This is a genomic window from Bacillus sp. 103mf, assembly GCF_900116295.1.
Taxonomy (GTDB): Bacteria; Bacillota; Bacilli; order Bacillales; family Bacillaceae_G; genus Bacillus_A; species Bacillus_A bruguierae.
Map to the genome: position 1 here is coordinate 321,469 of NZ_FPAF01000004.1, position 15,875 is coordinate 337,343.

19 protein-coding genes and 2 pseudogenes are annotated in these 15,875 nt (G+C 31.8%); 3 read left to right on the forward strand and 18 right to left on the reverse strand.

Annotation, left to right across the window (positions count from 1 at the left end):
* Positions 1-22: 22 nt before the first annotated feature.
* The 3 genes from BM350_RS13600 to mtnN all read right to left on the reverse strand — a co-directional run bounded on the left by BM350_RS13600 (position 23) and on the right by mtnN (position 1,885).
* Positions 23-610, reverse strand: a complete 588-nt coding sequence (locus tag BM350_RS13600) for a GrpB family protein (protein WP_090914540.1) — start codon at positions 608-610, stop codon at positions 23-25.
* A 97-nt stretch (positions 611-707) separates the two neighbouring features.
* A complete protein-coding gene (locus tag BM350_RS13605; protein WP_090914538.1) occupies positions 708-1,052 on the reverse strand; it encodes a DUF3221 domain-containing protein in 345 nt (114 codons plus the stop codon).
* Positions 1,053-1,180: 128 nt separating this feature from the next.
* Positions 1,181-1,885 (reverse strand): 5'-methylthioadenosine/S-adenosylhomocysteine nucleosidase, encoded by a 705-nt coding sequence (gene mtnN / locus BM350_RS13610; protein ID WP_090914536.1) that lies wholly within the window; start codon positions 1,883-1,885, stop codon positions 1,181-1,183.
* Positions 1,886-2,506: 621 nt separating this feature from the next.
* Between mtnN and BM350_RS13615 the strand changes: the two genes are divergently transcribed.
* The gene (locus BM350_RS13615; protein WP_090914534.1) at positions 2,507-3,391 is read left to right on the forward strand and encodes a PhzF family phenazine biosynthesis protein; all 885 of its coding nucleotides are present in this window, start codon (positions 2,507-2,509) and stop codon (positions 3,389-3,391) included.
* 71 nt (positions 3,392-3,462) lie between these two features.
* On the opposite strand, the pseudogene BM350_RS27560 reads toward BM350_RS13615, so the two are convergent.
* The 14 genes and pseudogenes from BM350_RS27560 to BM350_RS27880 all read right to left on the reverse strand — a co-directional run.
* Positions 3,463-3,656: pseudogene (locus BM350_RS27560) on the reverse strand (IS3 family transposase); the annotation flags it as partial.
* A gap of 94 nt (positions 3,657-3,750) precedes the next feature.
* Entirely contained in the window at positions 3,751-4,269 is a 519-nt protein-coding gene (locus tag BM350_RS13620; RefSeq protein WP_090914532.1) for a SecY-interacting protein Syd, read from the reverse strand.
* A gap of 163 nt (positions 4,270-4,432) precedes the next feature.
* Positions 4,433-4,699 (reverse strand): hypothetical protein, encoded by a 267-nt coding sequence (locus BM350_RS13625; RefSeq protein WP_244548000.1) that lies wholly within the window; start codon positions 4,697-4,699, stop codon positions 4,433-4,435.
* A 101-nt stretch (positions 4,700-4,800) separates the two neighbouring features.
* The gene (locus BM350_RS13630) at positions 4,801-6,201 is read right to left on the reverse strand and encodes a sensor histidine kinase (protein ID WP_090914530.1); all 1,401 of its coding nucleotides are present in this window, start codon (positions 6,199-6,201) and stop codon (positions 4,801-4,803) included.
* 1 nt (position 6,202) lies between these two features.
* Entirely contained in the window at positions 6,203-6,934 is a 732-nt protein-coding gene (locus BM350_RS13635; RefSeq protein ID WP_170857710.1) for a response regulator transcription factor, read from the reverse strand.
* A gap of 28 nt (positions 6,935-6,962) precedes the next feature.
* Positions 6,963-7,691 (reverse strand): ABC transporter permease, encoded by a 729-nt coding sequence (locus BM350_RS13640; protein WP_090914528.1) that lies wholly within the window; start codon positions 7,689-7,691, stop codon positions 6,963-6,965.
* Between the two features lie 13 nt (positions 7,692-7,704).
* Positions 7,705-8,457: an ABC transporter permease gene (locus BM350_RS13645; protein ID WP_090914527.1), complete on the reverse strand. Its 753-nt coding sequence runs from the start codon at positions 8,455-8,457 to the stop codon at positions 7,705-7,707.
* Positions 8,454-9,365 carry an ABC transporter ATP-binding protein gene (locus BM350_RS13650; RefSeq protein WP_090914525.1) on the reverse strand — a complete coding sequence of 304 codons (912 nt, stop codon included), beginning with the start codon at positions 9,363-9,365 and terminating at the stop codon, positions 8,454-8,456. Before BM350_RS13650 ends, BM350_RS13645 begins: the two co-directional genes overlap by 4 nt.
* Before the next feature lie 277 nt (positions 9,366-9,642).
* Positions 9,643-9,720, reverse strand: a complete 78-nt coding sequence (locus BM350_RS27875) for a hypothetical protein (protein ID WP_280141382.1) — start codon at positions 9,718-9,720, stop codon at positions 9,643-9,645.
* 574 nt (positions 9,721-10,294) lie between these two features.
* Complete coding sequence (locus tag BM350_RS13660) at positions 10,295-10,684, reverse strand: immunity 22 family protein (protein ID WP_090914523.1); 390 nt, start codon at positions 10,682-10,684, stop codon at positions 10,295-10,297.
* A gap of 98 nt (positions 10,685-10,782) precedes the next feature.
* Complete coding sequence (locus BM350_RS13665; RefSeq protein ID WP_090914521.1) at positions 10,783-11,319, reverse strand: hypothetical protein; 537 nt, start codon at positions 11,317-11,319, stop codon at positions 10,783-10,785.
* A 132-nt stretch (positions 11,320-11,451) separates the two neighbouring features.
* Positions 11,452-11,736: pseudogene (locus BM350_RS13670) on the reverse strand (hypothetical protein); the annotation flags it as partial.
* 403 nt (positions 11,737-12,139) lie between these two features.
* Positions 12,140-12,637: a barstar family protein gene (locus BM350_RS13675; RefSeq protein WP_090914518.1), complete on the reverse strand. Its 498-nt coding sequence runs from the start codon at positions 12,635-12,637 to the stop codon at positions 12,140-12,142.
* Positions 12,637-12,804 carry a ribonuclease domain-containing protein gene (locus BM350_RS27880; protein ID WP_254786480.1) on the reverse strand — a complete coding sequence of 56 codons (168 nt, stop codon included), beginning with the start codon at positions 12,802-12,804 and terminating at the stop codon, positions 12,637-12,639. Before BM350_RS27880 ends, BM350_RS13675 begins: the two co-directional genes overlap by 1 nt.
* A gap of 781 nt (positions 12,805-13,585) precedes the next feature.
* Here BM350_RS27880 and BM350_RS13685 point away from each other — a divergent pair.
* Positions 13,586-14,410, forward strand: coding sequence for a VanW family protein (locus tag BM350_RS13685; protein ID WP_090914516.1), 825 nt, complete (start codon positions 13,586-13,588; stop codon positions 14,408-14,410).
* Positions 14,411-14,763: 353 nt separating this feature from the next.
* On the opposite strand, the gene BM350_RS13690 is transcribed toward BM350_RS13685, so the two are convergent.
* The gene (locus BM350_RS13690; protein WP_090914514.1) at positions 14,764-15,210 is read right to left on the reverse strand and encodes a GNAT family N-acetyltransferase; all 447 of its coding nucleotides are present in this window, start codon (positions 15,208-15,210) and stop codon (positions 14,764-14,766) included.
* A gap of 360 nt (positions 15,211-15,570) precedes the next feature.
* Here BM350_RS13690 and BM350_RS13695 point away from each other — a divergent pair, with 360 nt between their 5' ends.
* The gene (locus BM350_RS13695) at positions 15,571-15,867 is read left to right on the forward strand and encodes a hypothetical protein (RefSeq protein ID WP_244548001.1); all 297 of its coding nucleotides are present in this window, start codon (positions 15,571-15,573) and stop codon (positions 15,865-15,867) included.
* Positions 15,868-15,875: the final 8 nt, after the last annotated feature.

Genomic DNA, 15,875 nt, shown 5'->3' on the forward strand with positions numbered 1-15,875 from the left:
AAAAAAAGATTGATTAAAATGCTCATGAGTTCGGAGTATATTTGTTTTCAAATTCCATTTTCGCAATTTTAGTATATTTATTAACAAATTCTGTTTTTGCTTCTGTATATCCGTCTCTGTCACGTTCATATTTATCTATTAAGCGCATTTTCAAGTTACCATATTCCTCGGCAACATCTTTATGTAGTTGTAAAAAATCTCTAAAATACAATTCATTCCAATTTCCTATATACCTAACATGAAGATGAAATACTTTTTCAGCAAATCCATTTTCTTTATAGCCTTTCATAAACATCATATGAGGTGCTGGCTTTTGTGGTTGGTTTTCAAAGGTATATCCGTTTTTCTCTAACACACTTACTAAAAATTTCAAATCACAGTCTTCAGCTATTTCCAGCAATATATCTATCGTTGGCTTTGCCAATAATCCCTTAACAGAAGTACTTCCTATATGATTTATTCGTTCAATATATTGATTGCCGATTATGTTGCTAAGCAATTTTTCTTCTTGTAAATACCAATCTTTCCATATCGGATTATGTTCTTTCAGAATAATCGGGAACAGTTCCCACAATTCTTCAAGTGACATTTCTGATAAACTCTTCCCCATAATACATTCCTCCATTGTACTTAGTAAACTGTTTTATCAAACTTCATTTCAAATCCACATCTGTATTCTCAAATATTGAATGAATCATCTCCCTCCTCTAATCCTGAATTTTCTCCAATTTTATAACCCGTACCTTCGCAGGATAAGATTCAAGCATTTCACTATACTCTATTCTAACTTTGTCACCTGTTTGTAATTCTTTTCCTAAACTAGGATTAGTAAAGTGTAAAATAGCGTCAGCAGGAATTTTCCTTTTTAATCTTTCCTCTAAGTGTTTTCTGTCATATTCGTCTTTTATAAGCTTCCCTTCAATGAAAAACACAGTATCTCCCTTAAGCAGAATATAACCATATATCCTATTAGAAACCGCATTATTAATTGTTTTCGTTGTAGATTTTTTAAATTCATAACTTGTATCTATTTTCCAAGTTAAAACAATCATGAAGATAATTACAAAACATATAATCGTGCCAACTATTTGTATATTTTTTTCATTTGCATCTCCATTATCCCAAATGCCTTTTCTAAAATATTTATAACCAAATAGTTAAAATACCATAAATGAAATTCCTACACGTTAATTTCTTTTAATGAATGCAGTAAAAATGCCAACATATATTCGCATGCTTTCTCACAAGCTAACATTTTAAACACCTTTTGTTCTTCTACTGTTTTATCATTCGCTTGATCTGAAGCAGCTTTTAAACAAAGAAATGGTTTTTCATTCACATAACAAACGTAAGAAAATGCAGCAATTTCTTGATCTACCGCAAGTGCTCCGTATACTGTCTGAAGTAATTCTCTCGTTTCTGAACTACGAATACGCTGGTCACCCGAAACAAATGTACCATAATGAGAGTTGTAAACAAATTGCAACTTTTTCATTTCTTTAATCAGCTGTTTGGAAGGTTGAATACTTGCTGCTCTGCCCGTATATAAATCAAACGGATCCGTTCCCGTTCCCGCTCCTGTTACATCATGTTGCAGAACTTTAGTGGCGACCACAATATCACCGTTTTTCACCTTGTTTGATAAACTTCCACAAATACCTGTCATAAAGAGCTGCTCTGGTTGAAATTCACTAATAAGAAGCTGAACACAACTTGCACATTGTACTTTTCCGACTCCAGTTATGACAGAAATCAATTCGATGCCATTCAGATTATGAAAATGAAATTCCCAAGCTGCTCGTTTTTCTTTCCGATAGCTTGGATAATATTTATGTAAATACGTAAGCTCTAGTTCCCATGCCGCCACGATAGCAATTCGGTTCATAGATAAAAGTCCTTTCCTACTATTTCTTTTTTTATGTAGTACATATCCGAAATGCAGTTAACGATAATATAATTATGTAGTTCTTTTTTGGATATCATTATGCATTTTTTGATGTGTATATTCCATAACTTTCATAAAGATTTAGAATATACACAATCATTTACTTCGCTCTTACTAACCAATAACCTTCTTTTTCCTTTTCAGCATAAAACATTCATAAAAAACGCTGTCCATGTTTTTTATATGGCGTGTTTGGGTCTGTATAGTAACGACATATATGTTGAAAAATCAAAATGGATTTATATAAATGGTAAAAATAACTCAAACATGTGCTCACAAAATGCAAAGCTTAATTTATTGAAAAGATTGAATGTTAGCACCCGCTAATTCTTCTTTTGACTAGCTAGGGCCAATTCATATAAATAAAATGTTTTTAAAATAGAGTAGCAATACATGTTTATCAATCTAAGATTTCCGATTATCCCCTAAGTGAAAGTCTTATTATTCTATTAGTACATGGAAGTTTAGAAATTTCTTTGCAAAAATTTAGAGAATTACAACAGAAATTGATTTATATTAAAATTAGTGTTTACAGACTAAATATTGGGGTGTGGAATTAAATTGGAAAAAGAATTTATAGTAATTAATAGCTTCTCTGGTGAAAATTTAATGGGAAATCCCGCTGCTATTTTTTTGGACCCCAGCAATTTAAAAAATCATACTTTACAAAGCATCGCTAAGCAGATAAACCTTGTGGAGACTGTATTTGTCTATCCTTCTTATAATGCGGATTTTCGATTTCGTTATTTTACTCCTCATAATGAAGTATCGCTTGCTGGACATCCAACAATAGCAGCATGTATTGCCTTAGTAAATGCTAAGAAAATTGATCCTAATAAAAAAAATACATATCAAATTGAAACTCAAAATGGACTACGTGAAATTGTTATTGAAACCGTTAGAAATCAAGTACTTGTAAAAATGAAGCAAAGCTCCCCTAAATTCATTTCACCATTAATAAGTAAAAAGATAATCGCCAACACTTTGGGAATTCATGAAGCAGATATTGCTTCCAATCTTCCAATTCAAACGATTGATTTGGGCGTAAAATATTTAGTAGTAGCAGTAAATTCTTTAAGCGCATTAATGTCAGTTAAACGTGATGTTCAATTGTTACATGAGTTGTGTGAGAATTTAGGTGTTCGTGAAGTGCAAGTATTTACATTTAAAACTTATGGAGAGGATTTTGATTTTCACACTAGAAATTTGTGCCCTAGAGAAGGTATAGAAGATCCTGCTTGCGGACTGGGGAACGCTGCTGTTGGAGCATATCTTGCACAAAATTATTATAATGACCAAAAATTTATTCACCTTCGAGCTGAGCAAGGTACGATTGTAAAAATGCCTTGTTTAATAGAATTGTTTATATCAAAAAAAGAAAAGGATATAGAACTTTATATAGGTGGTACTGGTAAAAAAGTAGTTGAAGGCAAGTTCTTTATTTAGTTTATAATATTGTAAACGAATTCCTGTTCCGCCATATCGTCAATATTTGGGACACCGAAAAGTGAATCTTTAGCCAGATCTTCTATTACTTGAGGGATTTTATAACCAGTACTACTACGGATTTGCTTACGGTTATAAAACCCCTCGAATAGCGCTAAGTTTACTTGCTAAAACGTGACCTATTGTGTACGGTATATTTTTTCCTTCTTTAAAATGGCATGAACGACTCAATACAAACATTCTCATATAGACACTTCCTCCTTGAAACCCTCTTTGTGTCCATATGACTATACTAAATCTGTTTACTCACATCCATTACTTCTTAACTTATATTTCGAATTGAACCTTATTCCCTTTCATTAGAGCATTGAAATGAGTTCTGCTAAACTTTTACTAATAACTTCAAAATTTCCCGTTTCATAATCTTCTATCTTCACTTGTCCACTTTCATTATCTACAACTACCAAAAGCCCATTACACTCTATACCTATAGGAATATTCTTTAACTCATTATGGTGTGCCTTTTTATATCCTTGTAAAGAAGTATAAAAGTCTCGAAGTTCAATACCTGGTATAACAGGATTTAGTTCCAGTCCATACTCTAAATAACTGCCTGCTAAATCCAAAAACCAGTAAGAATTATAGTATTCTTTAATCGAATGATGTAATTGTATTGCTAATTTCTTTTCTATATCAGAAAAATCATGAAATACATCTTTTTCTACGGGTTTCCAAAAAATATATTCCTCTACATCTGGCTCCCCTTCATATATAAAAGAATCTGCTTCTTCTATCCACGAAGATTTTGGTAATGAATTATTATAGCCTTTCCACTCCTGAAGTAATTTATGAAAATACTGCTTCATTTCTTCTTTCATTTTCACTTCTCCCAAACCATTATTGATTCTCTATTTTTTCAGCCTTGTATAACTAATACTATCTACAATTTTATACATGTTTCCTTGTTTATTTGATTTTTCAAGACAAAATACATAGTTACAATAGGCAATCCCATCACCGTACTTTTTGCTATTGTAAATCCTATACACTCTCATCGATAATTTTGAATCCGCTATACTCATTCAAAGCTCTAAACACATCGCTGCCTCCATATGGCCATGCATAGGGATAAAATTCAATTCTCCCAATATTGGTTAATACCTTTTCACAAGATATCAGTTCATATCCTCCACAAGCAAACGCTTTAATCATGGACTCAAAATCCCAAGGGATGACCAGCTTAGGTTCCGTTAAACGTTCTTCTACAGGAGTTTGTTTCCATAATATCTGATAGTTATGTAATACCATATTAACCTACGAAATTATAAGTAAGGAGCTAAATTCGTTCATGATAATTTTATTTGTAGTATGATTCACCGTTATAGATGTGGTAAAGTAGATAACTACAATCAAAAAATTACAAAGACCTTAGTTCCTCTATTCAAATTACTATTAACATGTATTGTACCACCATGAACTTCTATAATCTGCTTAGAAATTGCCATACCAAGACCTGAGCCTTTGTGAACTTCTCCTGTATTGGTACCTCTGTAATATCTTTCAAAAAGTTTTTCAAGATCTTTTTGTCTAATTCCATTTCCGTTATCTTCAATTTCAATAATGATATGTTCTTTTCTGCTTATTCTAACCCATACTTTTGTATGTTCTTTATTATGGACAACAGCATTAAAGATTAGATTTGTAAAAGCTCTTTGCAGAACAGTACTATCACATCTAAAGATAATATTTTCCTGCTCTGGCTCAAAGTTAATCTCTACGGTTTCATACTTAGGATGATTGAGGATGTGAATAATCGTTTCTCTTAAAATATCTACTAGGTTTTCATCTTTTTTAGTTAAATGAGTATGAGAGTTCTTTAACTGATAGGTCAGCTTTAAATCTTCCACTAAACTATCCATATAGTTTGACTTGTTCAATATTATTTCCACATAACTTACAATATCCTCATGAGTAAGCTTATAATCACTGTCAAGTATTACCTCTGAATAACCTTTTATGGAAGCCAAAGGAGTTTTAATATCATGAGTTATATTCGCAATCCACTCTTCCCTTACTTTTTCAATATTTTTTCTTTCCAATTCATTTGTTTTAAGGGCATCAGAAAGATTATTCAAACTTGAATAAACGTCCTTATATATCCCTTTACTTAAAAATTTCTTGCTGTAATTTCCTTGAGACAGTGACTTTATTCCCTCTAAAATATTTAATATTGGATTAGTAAGTTTTACACTAAACAAATAACCAACAATAGAAGCAATGACTACAAATGCAATAATAGAACTAATAAAAATCTTTAAAAAATCTCCCACAATTGTTTCTGGGTTAAAATTAAAAGAGAATTTCGCAACCTTATCATCTGGAAAGGCCATTATATAGCTCCATTTTTTCCCTTCATTTTCTACCATACCAAGAAAAATTGTATATCCTCCTAAAGCTCTTGAATTCTTATGATAATAAACAATCTCCCCTGGAGTATAATGATTCGGTACGGACTCTGGCTTTCGACTACTGAATACTTCTGTTCCATTTTCATCCAACACTTGTAACCAGCTACTATATTTTTCTAGTTTAGAAAGTTCTTTTTCTTCAATAAATATATTGCCATTCTTAAATTGAATTTTCTCACCAAATTCTAAAGTCATTGCTGGAGCTTTTACCTCTAAAAGTTCTTTAGGGTAGGCAGGACCTTTAAAAAACAATAATAGATTCATAATGAAAAAACATAATAAAGTTATGATAATCGTTATGACAATGGAGGCTAAAAACCTCCTTGTTAATTTCCACTTCATATTATTTTTCCTTTGTAGAAAGTTTGTAACCAAGGCCCTTGATGGTCTTTATATATTTTGGGTTACTTGGATCATCTTCTAATTTTTCTCTTAAATGTCTAATGTGGACCATAATTACATTATCATAGCCCACATACTCATCTTCCCAAACTTCATCACAAATCTTTCTCTTACTTAATATTTGATTCTTATTTTTGGCCATATATAGAAGAAGTTTATATTCCTTTGCTGTCAGTTTAATTGGAATACCTAACTTTGTTACTTCTCCCTTTTTAGCTTCAATTTTTATCTCATTAAATTCAATAATACTTTCATCTTTGTCTTTCTTTTTCTCTAATCCAATGTATTGATTTCTTCTAAGTTGCGCTTTAATACGAAAGGCTACTTCCTTAGGGCTAAAAGGTTTTGTAACGTAATCATCTCCGCCAATTCCAAGACCTAGAAGCTTATCAATATCATCAGACTTCGCAGAAAGAAAAATGACCGGGGCATAGGTAAATTCTCTAATTCTTTTACATACCTCATACCCTTCAATATCGGGCATCATAATATCTAGAACAATGATATCAGGATTTTCTTTTTTACAAATTTCAACGCCACTTAAACCTGTGAATGCTTTATATATTGTTGCAAACCCCTCTTTTACAAGCACTGTTTCAAGCAAGTCTAATAAATCTTCTTCATCATCAATTAACAGTATTTTTTTATTAGCCATTCCTTCTAAGCTAATCATTTTTTTACTTCCATTCCATTTGTTTTCATTAAATTACATCCTTTGCTCTAAATTTTAATAAGCCTATAAAAATAATAAGAAAAAATGAACTAAAACAAACGGTATACATTGTAACTTCTTTTCCAGCAAAAGAAAATATTTCCGTCATGCTTGAAATAATTGGATATGCCCAGGGGTAATAGATCCAGTAAGCAGCTGAATTCGCCACTAGCATGGACGGAAGAGCAAGACCAGCCCCTACAGCAAGTGGAATTCCTATATGGGAAAATCGAAAACTTATATAAAATTGGATTGCTATTATGGGTAATGAAGCAATAAAGACAATTAGAGATTTACATACGAGAAGATCGTAAGGTATAGTATCCTTTAATCCTAACTCTATTCCTACCGTAATGGTACCTATACTAAATATTAATACACTATATAACGTAATCATGCTTCCCATTAGAAGTTTTGAAAAATAGACATTCTCCCTTTTGACTGGCATTGCTAAAAGTTGCTTCCATCCATTATTGCTATGTTCTATTCTTGTAATCATGACCATTATTACTGCAATACTAACAGGAAAAATAAAAGAAGAAAATTGAGACATACTCCCTGTATATAGAGTAGACCAAAGTTCCACCCCATTCAATTCTTTCTGGCTTAATACAAACATTCTTCCTTGAAAAACAGCAAACAGAGGAAGAATAGTCGCTAGTAAAATAATTTGTGAACGCCTTAATTTCAGCCATTCTATTCGTAATATGTTTAACATTCTTTACCCTCCCTTATGAAATATCTCTTCTTTGAAACTCGATGATACCTAATAGTAAGATGATTACCCCTGAAGCAAGACCACTATATAGCGCGATAGAAGGATTAATTTCTTTTTGACCAGCTATTAAATATGGATAAAGATATGGAAAAAATTTTGCTTTAGCAGGAATTTGAGAAAAGATAATAGATGACAAAATCATACCAATAAAACCTATCGCAACTGGTATAACCATGTTTCTTAAATATGAGCTTAACCAGTTGTGAAGAGCTGCTACACCAAGTATTGCTATACACTGATTAATGACATATTTACTATAAAGACCTATATCTACGGCCTCTGGAAAGCCAATTATTATACCTACTACAATCAGTCCTATGGTATTTAAGCAAATCAATAACGCGGAAAAAATCATAATCGTAATAAACTTTGAAATAAAAACGGAGGATTTTGTAACGGGTAGACTTAGAAGCGTTGTCCAAGAACTTTGCTTAAATTCAATTTGGTAAACAACAACACCAATAACGGCTACAAAAATAGGAAGAAACTTCCCCCACTGTAATAATGCATGGTTTTCGATCAGAAGCATTTCCCAAGAGGTAACCCCTTGTTTTTTTATAGAATGATATAGAAAATCCTCATACCTTAAGTACATATCTAAAAACATTGCTACTGTTGTACCTAAAGGTATAATAAAAATAATTAACCATAAAAGCCCTCTTTTTTGCTTTATTACATCCGTTCTTACAAGTTTTTTTATATTCATGTCCTATTCTCCTCCTTAGTCATTTGGAGGAAAATATCTTCAAGCGTATCCCTTCGCTGACTTATATGGTAAACTTCGTGGCCACTTAAAATTAGGTCTCTGTTGATATCCGCTGGATTCGCCATCATATCCTTTATTATAAACATTCCCTCTTTTTCTCCGACAAGAAATCCTTTATTACTCAGATACTTACCTGCATCTCCTTTTGGCCTTGCATCAACTAAGATTTCAAGTTCGCTTTTTTCTCTCAATTCATCAAGGGTTCCTTGAAATATTAAATTTCCTTTGTTAATAATTCCAACACGATCGGCAATTAATTCTATTTCGCTTAAAATATGGCTCGAAACTAAGACTGTAATCCCCATTTTACTGGGTAAACTTTTAACAAGATCCCTAATTTCATGTATCCCTGCTGGATCAAGCCCATTTGTTGGTTCATCAAGAATTAACAATGCAGGATTCCCAAGGAGAGCTTGAGCAATTCCAAGCCTTTGCTTCATACCTAGTGAAAATTTTTTTACTAATTTATCTTGAACATTAGTGAGATTTACAATTTTTAGAACCTTATCAATTTCTTTTTTATCAATCTCTAGTATCTTTCTTATAATTTCTAAGTTCTCATAAGCAGTTAAATGTCCATAATAAGAAGGATACTCAACCATCGAACCTACATTTTTAAGAATATCTATCCTGCTATCTTTCATTGATTTTCCAAATAAGGTAACCGAACCATTTGTTGGCTTTATTAATCCAAGAAGCATACGAATCGTTGTCGATTTTCCTGCTCCATTTGGCCCTAGAAAACCGTATATGTTTCCCTTTGGCACTTGTAAATTTACATCATTTACTGCATAAAAACCCCCAAACTTCTTAGAAAGATTTTTTGTCTCAATAATATATTCACCCATTTTTCAATACCTCCTCATCTTCCATATAAAAGAATTATAGTTGATAAAAATTAAGCCTTTATTCAGTTAACCTTAAGCGAACCTTAATTTAAGCCCGGCGGCAATAGGAGAAGGCCAAGGAAGATGTGAAGAACTTGTGTAAATATTAAACCAAAAATATACATTTTTCCTGTTTAAGTATGTATAAAAACCCTCTTGATCTTTAATTCGATACGATTGTCATACAATACTAACGACTGTGGTGTAATACAAGCTCCAATATGGCATAGCTAATTTTTCATCTTGGAAAAGCTTCATCCCAAACCTTGAGATCGATGTTGATTGTTAAGATTGTGCTACGTTTTTCATAACGCATATCAATTAGCTGAAAGAATAATTTTTGCTTCTTCTGGCTTGATTAGTAAGTAATCAAGCCAGAAGATGATAAGTAATTTATACTTCGTAATTATCTCTGTGGTAAGGGCTGTAAAAAATTCTTTTCTTGTTTTAAGGAGAACATCGGAATTTATTTGATATGGAGAAAATGATGACTAGAGATACATAATTATTAAAAGGTTCAAAAGCTGAAAGCTTTTGAACCTTAACTCTAGCTATGGGAATAGTTTCGGAATATATTAGGTAGATTATATTTTGCTTCTTTAAACTTTCGGATGAGGAATTTTTAGTAGCTTATTGGCCTCTCATAGTTGAAAATTTTATAGAGTAAAAAATGTTACCGATAATAAATCTTATATATAATATATATTAATATTAAATATTAGAAAAAGCTTCACAACAATATTTTATTGCTAGTTTTTAGGTTTTCTTCTATTATCCATCCAGGAATAACCCCGGCAACCTGTCGCAGGATCTATTGTACCAAGTAAGCCTTCTTTTTTGTATTGTCCATTTTCTTGACATAGTACCATCATTAGACATCTAAAAAACTATTAATTATATGGTACAGCACCAATAAATATAAATTCTAAATCCTCAGATGTATCTTTTTCTTTCTCTGCATCGTATTGAAAATCATAAAGCAATATAACGGAATTAATATCATACTCTATATTTTCTTTTTTCATTAAATCTTTAAATTTTGGAATAATAATCTCACTATATGAGGAATCCTTTAAAATATCCTCTATTTTTGTGTTAGGTTTCTCATAGAAATTAACTTCCATGTTATCTTCATCGTAATAACCAAAACCAAAGTTAACTCCAAACTTTGAATGTATTATATCTCCATCTTCTGTATATTCAACATCAACATATTCTTCAAGATGATTAAATGATTGACTTGTCCCGATCCACAACGAAACCATTCCTCTATACTCCATATTGTCTCCCCTTACGGTGAACGCCCTTATCTTACACCTTTATTAATATGTAAGTTTTCTCGTTCTTTAATTTACTTTTCATAAAAATAGGTAGAGTGTTATTCCCTACACATACGCATTATTGGGTCTTGACCGTGAAACCCAATACAGATAGGTATATTACTTTTTCTCTTGTTACAAACGCTAATAAAACAGCACACTGTTCTAGCGATTAAGTATAAAGTATTGCCAATTGCCTTTTGATTTGTATCAAAACCATTTTTAGAGTACATTTCGGCAAACTCAAGAAATTGCGGGCCTTCTACTTCATTAGTCCAATCGCAAGCCCAATCATCATCCTGTTCTTCAAGAGGAAGATAATCATCACAAACAAAGAAATGACCGCCCCAATGATTATCGAGGTCATATTCATAATAGATAGCCTCAGAAGATTCTTCTTTTGCGATTATCAAAGCTTCATATAATCCAAAACTCAATTTTCTTTTGTATACATCTAGGCTAACCGATTGAATTCGTTTTGCATCATTGGTAGACGAGAGGGTAACACATATTTCATAATACTTAGATTCTATTTGCGATACATGTAATGAAAATATATCTTCTTGTAACTCTTCCAGATATTCAAAAATATCCATTTTCATCACTCCTTAAGAAAGTTATGCAGCCTTCTAAGCGATTCAACAATAGAAAAAAACTCTAAAAAAGTTGGTACAATGAATTTATTTCCTCGAAATTTGTTTTTCTTTTAGAACAAGCTTTACATCTCATTAAAAACTACACCAAAATACACGGTTTACTGTTTGTTGAAAAGCAGGGACTTTAATAAAGTTTAATAGTATGTCTTTCTCATTTGTCCCAACATATTTATCGTTATCTACATTATAAAATTGAAGAACTTCCACTTTATATACTCCATTTTCAATGTTAATTTTATAATTGGAGCAATTTTTATCAGGCACTTTATTACTTTCAAATTGTGCTGCCATTGTAAGACAGTCGTAATCAACTACATATAATTGATTCCCAGTTACTCTTATATAGCCTTCTGCTTTTAGGCTTGCATCATACACATGATTCCAAATTCTTCTGTTTTTTTTGAATAACTAGATATGTAGCCGCCTTGTCGATTTGAACACCTTGCACATTGTGATTGAGCCGCCTCAATTCTCCTCCTTTTCTTTGTATTAATCATGTCCGTTTGATAATACTCTTTTACAAGTGAAACCCTATGCTTTCCTCCATCATTAATACCACATATTGCACAAACTTTATACCCTGTACAGATTTTTTCTGAGCCTTAGTAGTAGTTCCTGAAGATCTCTTATATCGCTTAGTAACCCAATGTATTTTCCCTTTATAAGTAAGAGGATTTACCATTCTTTTGGCTAATTTTAACTTCCCACCACCAACAGCTCCTTTAGCTGTTGCTGCAGCAATACCTTTTGCATCACTTTTTTATTTAATAATATCAATTTTATCCATTCCTATATGTCTAATTCTTTCAATAATATAGTTTTCTTTATCAACCGTACAATGAAATACTACATGAAAAGGAGTTGGAACGGTCACTAGCTCACCATATTCTCTTCCTTCTTCCCATTCCACACATGTATCATATAAAATTTCAATAAACGCTCCGAAGTTTCTATCATCTCCCAAAAGAACTTTATCTGCATCATTAATAGAAATTAAATACTTTTCCGCTTCAAGCCAACTCAAATCATTGATACATTCATCAAAGGAATTCCAGTTGTCACTAAAATAATCCGGGAATCTCATTTTCCTAGAAAATTCATCAAATAAACTACTTATATTAACACAATTATTTCCATCAATTGATATATATCCGATATTATCTTGGGATTCTAATTGTTTCAACCGATGAAATTCATCTGTAAATATTAAATGTACAAAAGGGGCATTTAATACTTTAAATTTCTTTTCAATCTGCATTATCTTATCATCCTTTTTTTACGTGGTACTTTAACAAAAGTCTTATAGTAATCGTTTGTATAATATATTTTTCCGTTTTTGTCAATTACAAGCCTTTGTTTACTTCTATTTACTCCTTTATAACCACTGAGAGCTCGGTCATCGTTTCTTTTTATTTGATTATGCACTTGATAAGCCTTTTTAGGAATTTTAGTTAAGGTTTTACTCTTCTTCTATTTCTTCTGAATCATATAGTAATTTTTCATTCACAACATAAATTGGGCCATTTCTGTAAACTCCCGCCACCTACGCTTCACTTAATTGAAGTATCACTTAAGATACTTATCCTTATTCCAAAAATCTTGGTAATTGATTCAAATATTTCATCTCTGATAGATCCAACTAAATTATTCAAATAAAACCTCTCCCTAATTGGAAAAAGGGAAGTTTGACTGGCCAACTGGGCTCACCATATCAAGAAGGCAACTAAGGTGGCTTCTTGATGGATTTGCTTTTCATCAAAAACAAGAGCATCAAGCCGTATATGCGAGAACAATCCTGTGAAAAATTCGTATGTGTGGAAGGGATTCGATTCATTTTGTCGAATGGATTCATCTATGAAAACAACATCTTCTCATCAAAATCAACCTACAATTGAATCTCTTCAAGCTCAAATAGAAGAACTCACGAAAAAAGTAAGATGGTACGAAGAACAATTTCGTCTTAGTCAACAAAGAGCTCACCTTCCATTTTTCTACACCAGAAAAGTTTAGTAGGTAGTCACGTTCTAATTGATACCGTGAGAGTATATAAATACGATTCCTTCGCTAAACTATTGACTTATGAGTTAGTAAAACCCTTTTATATGTGCTATAAGGTAATACAGTAAGAAATACATATCAATTTGCTTAGTGATGATGAATAAGGTGTAATTTTGAATACAATATATATAAAGGAGCTCAACTCTCAATGGCAAGAAAATTATTAACACAAAGATTTCCCTTTTTAATTCCTATTAGAATCAGACAACGTAGGCTGTTTAAAAAAATAAGTGACCGCCTTGAAGGGCATAAATTTCCAAAAACATTTGAGCAAAATCCATTACCTTACAGGATTTATAAACATAAATCTTTGCTTATTAGAAAGTTAGGTGACACGGATATACAGCTGCAATATAACAAAATCACCAATCTAAAGCTAGCCATCTGTAAAATAAACCAGGTTGTAATTAAACCGGGAGAAACATTTTCATTTTGGCATCTTGTTGGTAATTCTAGTGAAAAAGCTGGATATAAAGAAGGAATTATTCTAATGAATGGCGAAGCGATAAAGGGAATAGGCGGTGGTCTCTGTCAGTTAGGGAATCTTCTCTACTGGATGTTTCTTCATTCAGAATTGGAAACAGTGGAAAGATATCGTCATAGTTTCGATCCATTCCCTGACTATGGACGTGTAATTCCATTTGGAACAGGCGCCACTTTAATGAACGGTATTATTGATCTCAAATTGAGAAATAATTCAAATATTTCCTATCAAGTCAATCTACATCTTGATGAAGAATACATCTACGGAGAAATCAGGGCATCCCAGTATCCTCCACATAAGTATTCTATCGTTGAAGAAGATCATCGTTTTGTAAAAAAAGTAGATGGTCAAGTATACAGACAAAATAAAGTTTATAAAAAAATAGTTGATCGTGTCACAGGTAACTTAGTTGGCAAAGAACTAGTCATGGAAAATGATTGCTTAGTAAAATATGAAGTAGATGATGAGAAAATTGTGGATTCTTTATAGACAAGGATTTTCACACATCGCAATAGAAAGGGCCCTAGGGTAGAATTGTGAAGTCAGCTATCCTAGGGCTTTGCTTATTGTGTTTTAATTTTGGAACGAAACAAGTAGTTGGTAAATCAGGAGCCCATGAAAGTAGTTTTGCTATTTTTTTATATTTTAAAATTGATTGATAGTAAACAAGAAAGGCTGGCAAATTGCCAACCTTTCTTGTTTTTACAGTTTTAATGTTTTGTTATCAAACCAATAATAACAAATAGTGCAGATTTGGCATAAAGTCGTATCGTTTACAAAAAAATTTGCAATGTTCCCCAATTTCTTTGTAAAGTAATACCTAGAAGACTAAATATAAGGCTTTATAAGGTGAACTTCGCCAATTGTTCACCCCAAGATGATAATTCAGTTTCAATAAAGCCAGCCTTCCTATAAGCAATTTTTGCTGAAAGATTTTTAGGATTATATCCAATCATGATTAGAGGAATATTTTTATTATTAATACTTCTTATCTCTTCAATAATGAGAAATATAGCCTGTATACCTATACCTTGTCCTTGGTATTCTTTATCAATCATTAGTCTATAAATCCAATAATTATTATCATCAGAGTCTATTCCAAACATTGTAAATCCTATCAACTTACTATCAAGATATATACCTTTTGCATAGAAATTATCTAAAAATTGAACCTCTGCAATAGAATAAAGATTGGAGGCGATAAATGTACGTTGTTCTTCTTTTACCGATAATTCTATAGCCTCTTCCCAATTACTTTTGTCAATGGGTTTTAAAGATATTTTGTTCAATATGATCCCCCTTTCGAATATAGAAGGGAACCACGTAGTTTTTGGACTATTAAAACGTTATTCCCTTATATTTACACCCCAAAATACTATTATCTTTTAGCATTCTTCCCTCTTTTTCTATTTTTTATTTCCTTTTCTATTATACGTTATAAAAATAATATGTATAATAAAGTATTTTTTGTTTATTTGTTCCAAGTTCTATTATATTTTATGATACTATTAATTTGAAATAAATACATATCATGTTGTTTTATTTCATGTATCATATCAATACAAGTGATGTAGAGTTATTATTAATACGAACCTCCAAAACTATATGGTGGTATGTCTACGAAGCAAGAAGATAAAAGGAGGGTTTATATGTTAAGAAAAAACAAATGGATCAATTATGCAAAAGTGTTTGTTTTTTATTTCATTATACTGATCGTATATGCCGTATTGTTTGAGTCTGGTAAAGAGTATATGGAGGTAAGAATGGATAATAATCTTTTACCCCAATTATATTTAGCTGCGGGGCGTATACTTTTGGGATTGTCGATATGGTTTCTTCCGGATAAGTTAGGGATTAAGATTCATTTCATTTGCAAAATTCTTACATACATCATTGCGATGATACTAGCACTTATCTTTTTAGATGCGTTGGGTCTGTTGAATTAATAGAGTGT

Excerpts from the sequence above, each read along its gene's own strand:
- BM350_RS13600 (WP_090914540.1), bottom strand. The coding sequence starts at position 610 with ATGGGGAAGAGTTTATCAGAAATGTCACTTGAAGAATTGTGGGAACTG.
- BM350_RS13605 (WP_090914538.1), bottom strand. The coding sequence starts at position 1,052 with ATGATTGTTTTAACTTGGAAAATAGATACAAGTTATGAATTTAAAAAA.
- mtnN (WP_090914536.1), bottom strand. The coding sequence starts at position 1,885 with ATGAACCGAATTGCTATCGTGGCGGCATGGGAACTAGAGCTTACGTAT.
- BM350_RS13620 (WP_090914532.1), bottom strand. The coding sequence starts at position 4,269 with ATGAAAGAAGAAATGAAGCAGTATTTTCATAAATTACTTCAGGAGTGG.
- BM350_RS13625 (WP_244548000.1), bottom strand. The coding sequence starts at position 4,699 with ATGGTATTACATAACTATCAGATATTATGGAAACAAACTCCTGTAGAA.
- BM350_RS13630 (WP_090914530.1), bottom strand. The coding sequence starts at position 6,201 with ATGAAGTGGAAATTAACAAGGAGGTTTTTAGCCTCCATTGTCATAACG.
- BM350_RS13635 (WP_170857710.1), bottom strand. The coding sequence starts at position 6,934 with ATGATTAGCTTAGAAGGAATGGCTAATAAAAAAATACTGTTAATTGAT.
- BM350_RS13640 (WP_090914528.1), bottom strand. The coding sequence starts at position 7,691 with ATGTTAAACATATTACGAATAGAATGGCTGAAATTAAGGCGTTCACAA.
- BM350_RS13645 (WP_090914527.1), bottom strand. The coding sequence starts at position 8,457 with ATGAATATAAAAAAACTTGTAAGAACGGATGTAATAAAGCAAAAAAGA.
- BM350_RS13650 (WP_090914525.1), bottom strand. The coding sequence starts at position 9,365 with ATGGGTGAATATATTATTGAGACAAAAAATCTTTCTAAGAAGTTTGGG.
- BM350_RS27875 (WP_280141382.1), bottom strand. The coding sequence starts at position 9,720 with ATGCGTTATGAAAAACGTAGCACAATCTTAACAATCAACATCGATCTC.
- BM350_RS13660 (WP_090914523.1), bottom strand. The coding sequence starts at position 10,684 with ATGGAGTATAGAGGAATGGTTTCGTTGTGGATCGGGACAAGTCAATCA.
- BM350_RS13665 (WP_090914521.1), bottom strand. The coding sequence starts at position 11,319 with ATGGATATTTTTGAATATCTGGAAGAGTTACAAGAAGATATATTTTCA.
- BM350_RS13675 (WP_090914518.1), bottom strand. The coding sequence starts at position 12,637 with ATGCAGATTGAAAAGAAATTTAAAGTATTAAATGCCCCTTTTGTACAT.
- BM350_RS13685 (WP_090914516.1), top strand. The coding sequence starts at position 13,586 with ATGGCAAGAAAATTATTAACACAAAGATTTCCCTTTTTAATTCCTATT.
- BM350_RS13695 (WP_244548001.1), top strand. The coding sequence starts at position 15,571 with ATGTTAAGAAAAAACAAATGGATCAATTATGCAAAAGTGTTTGTTTTT.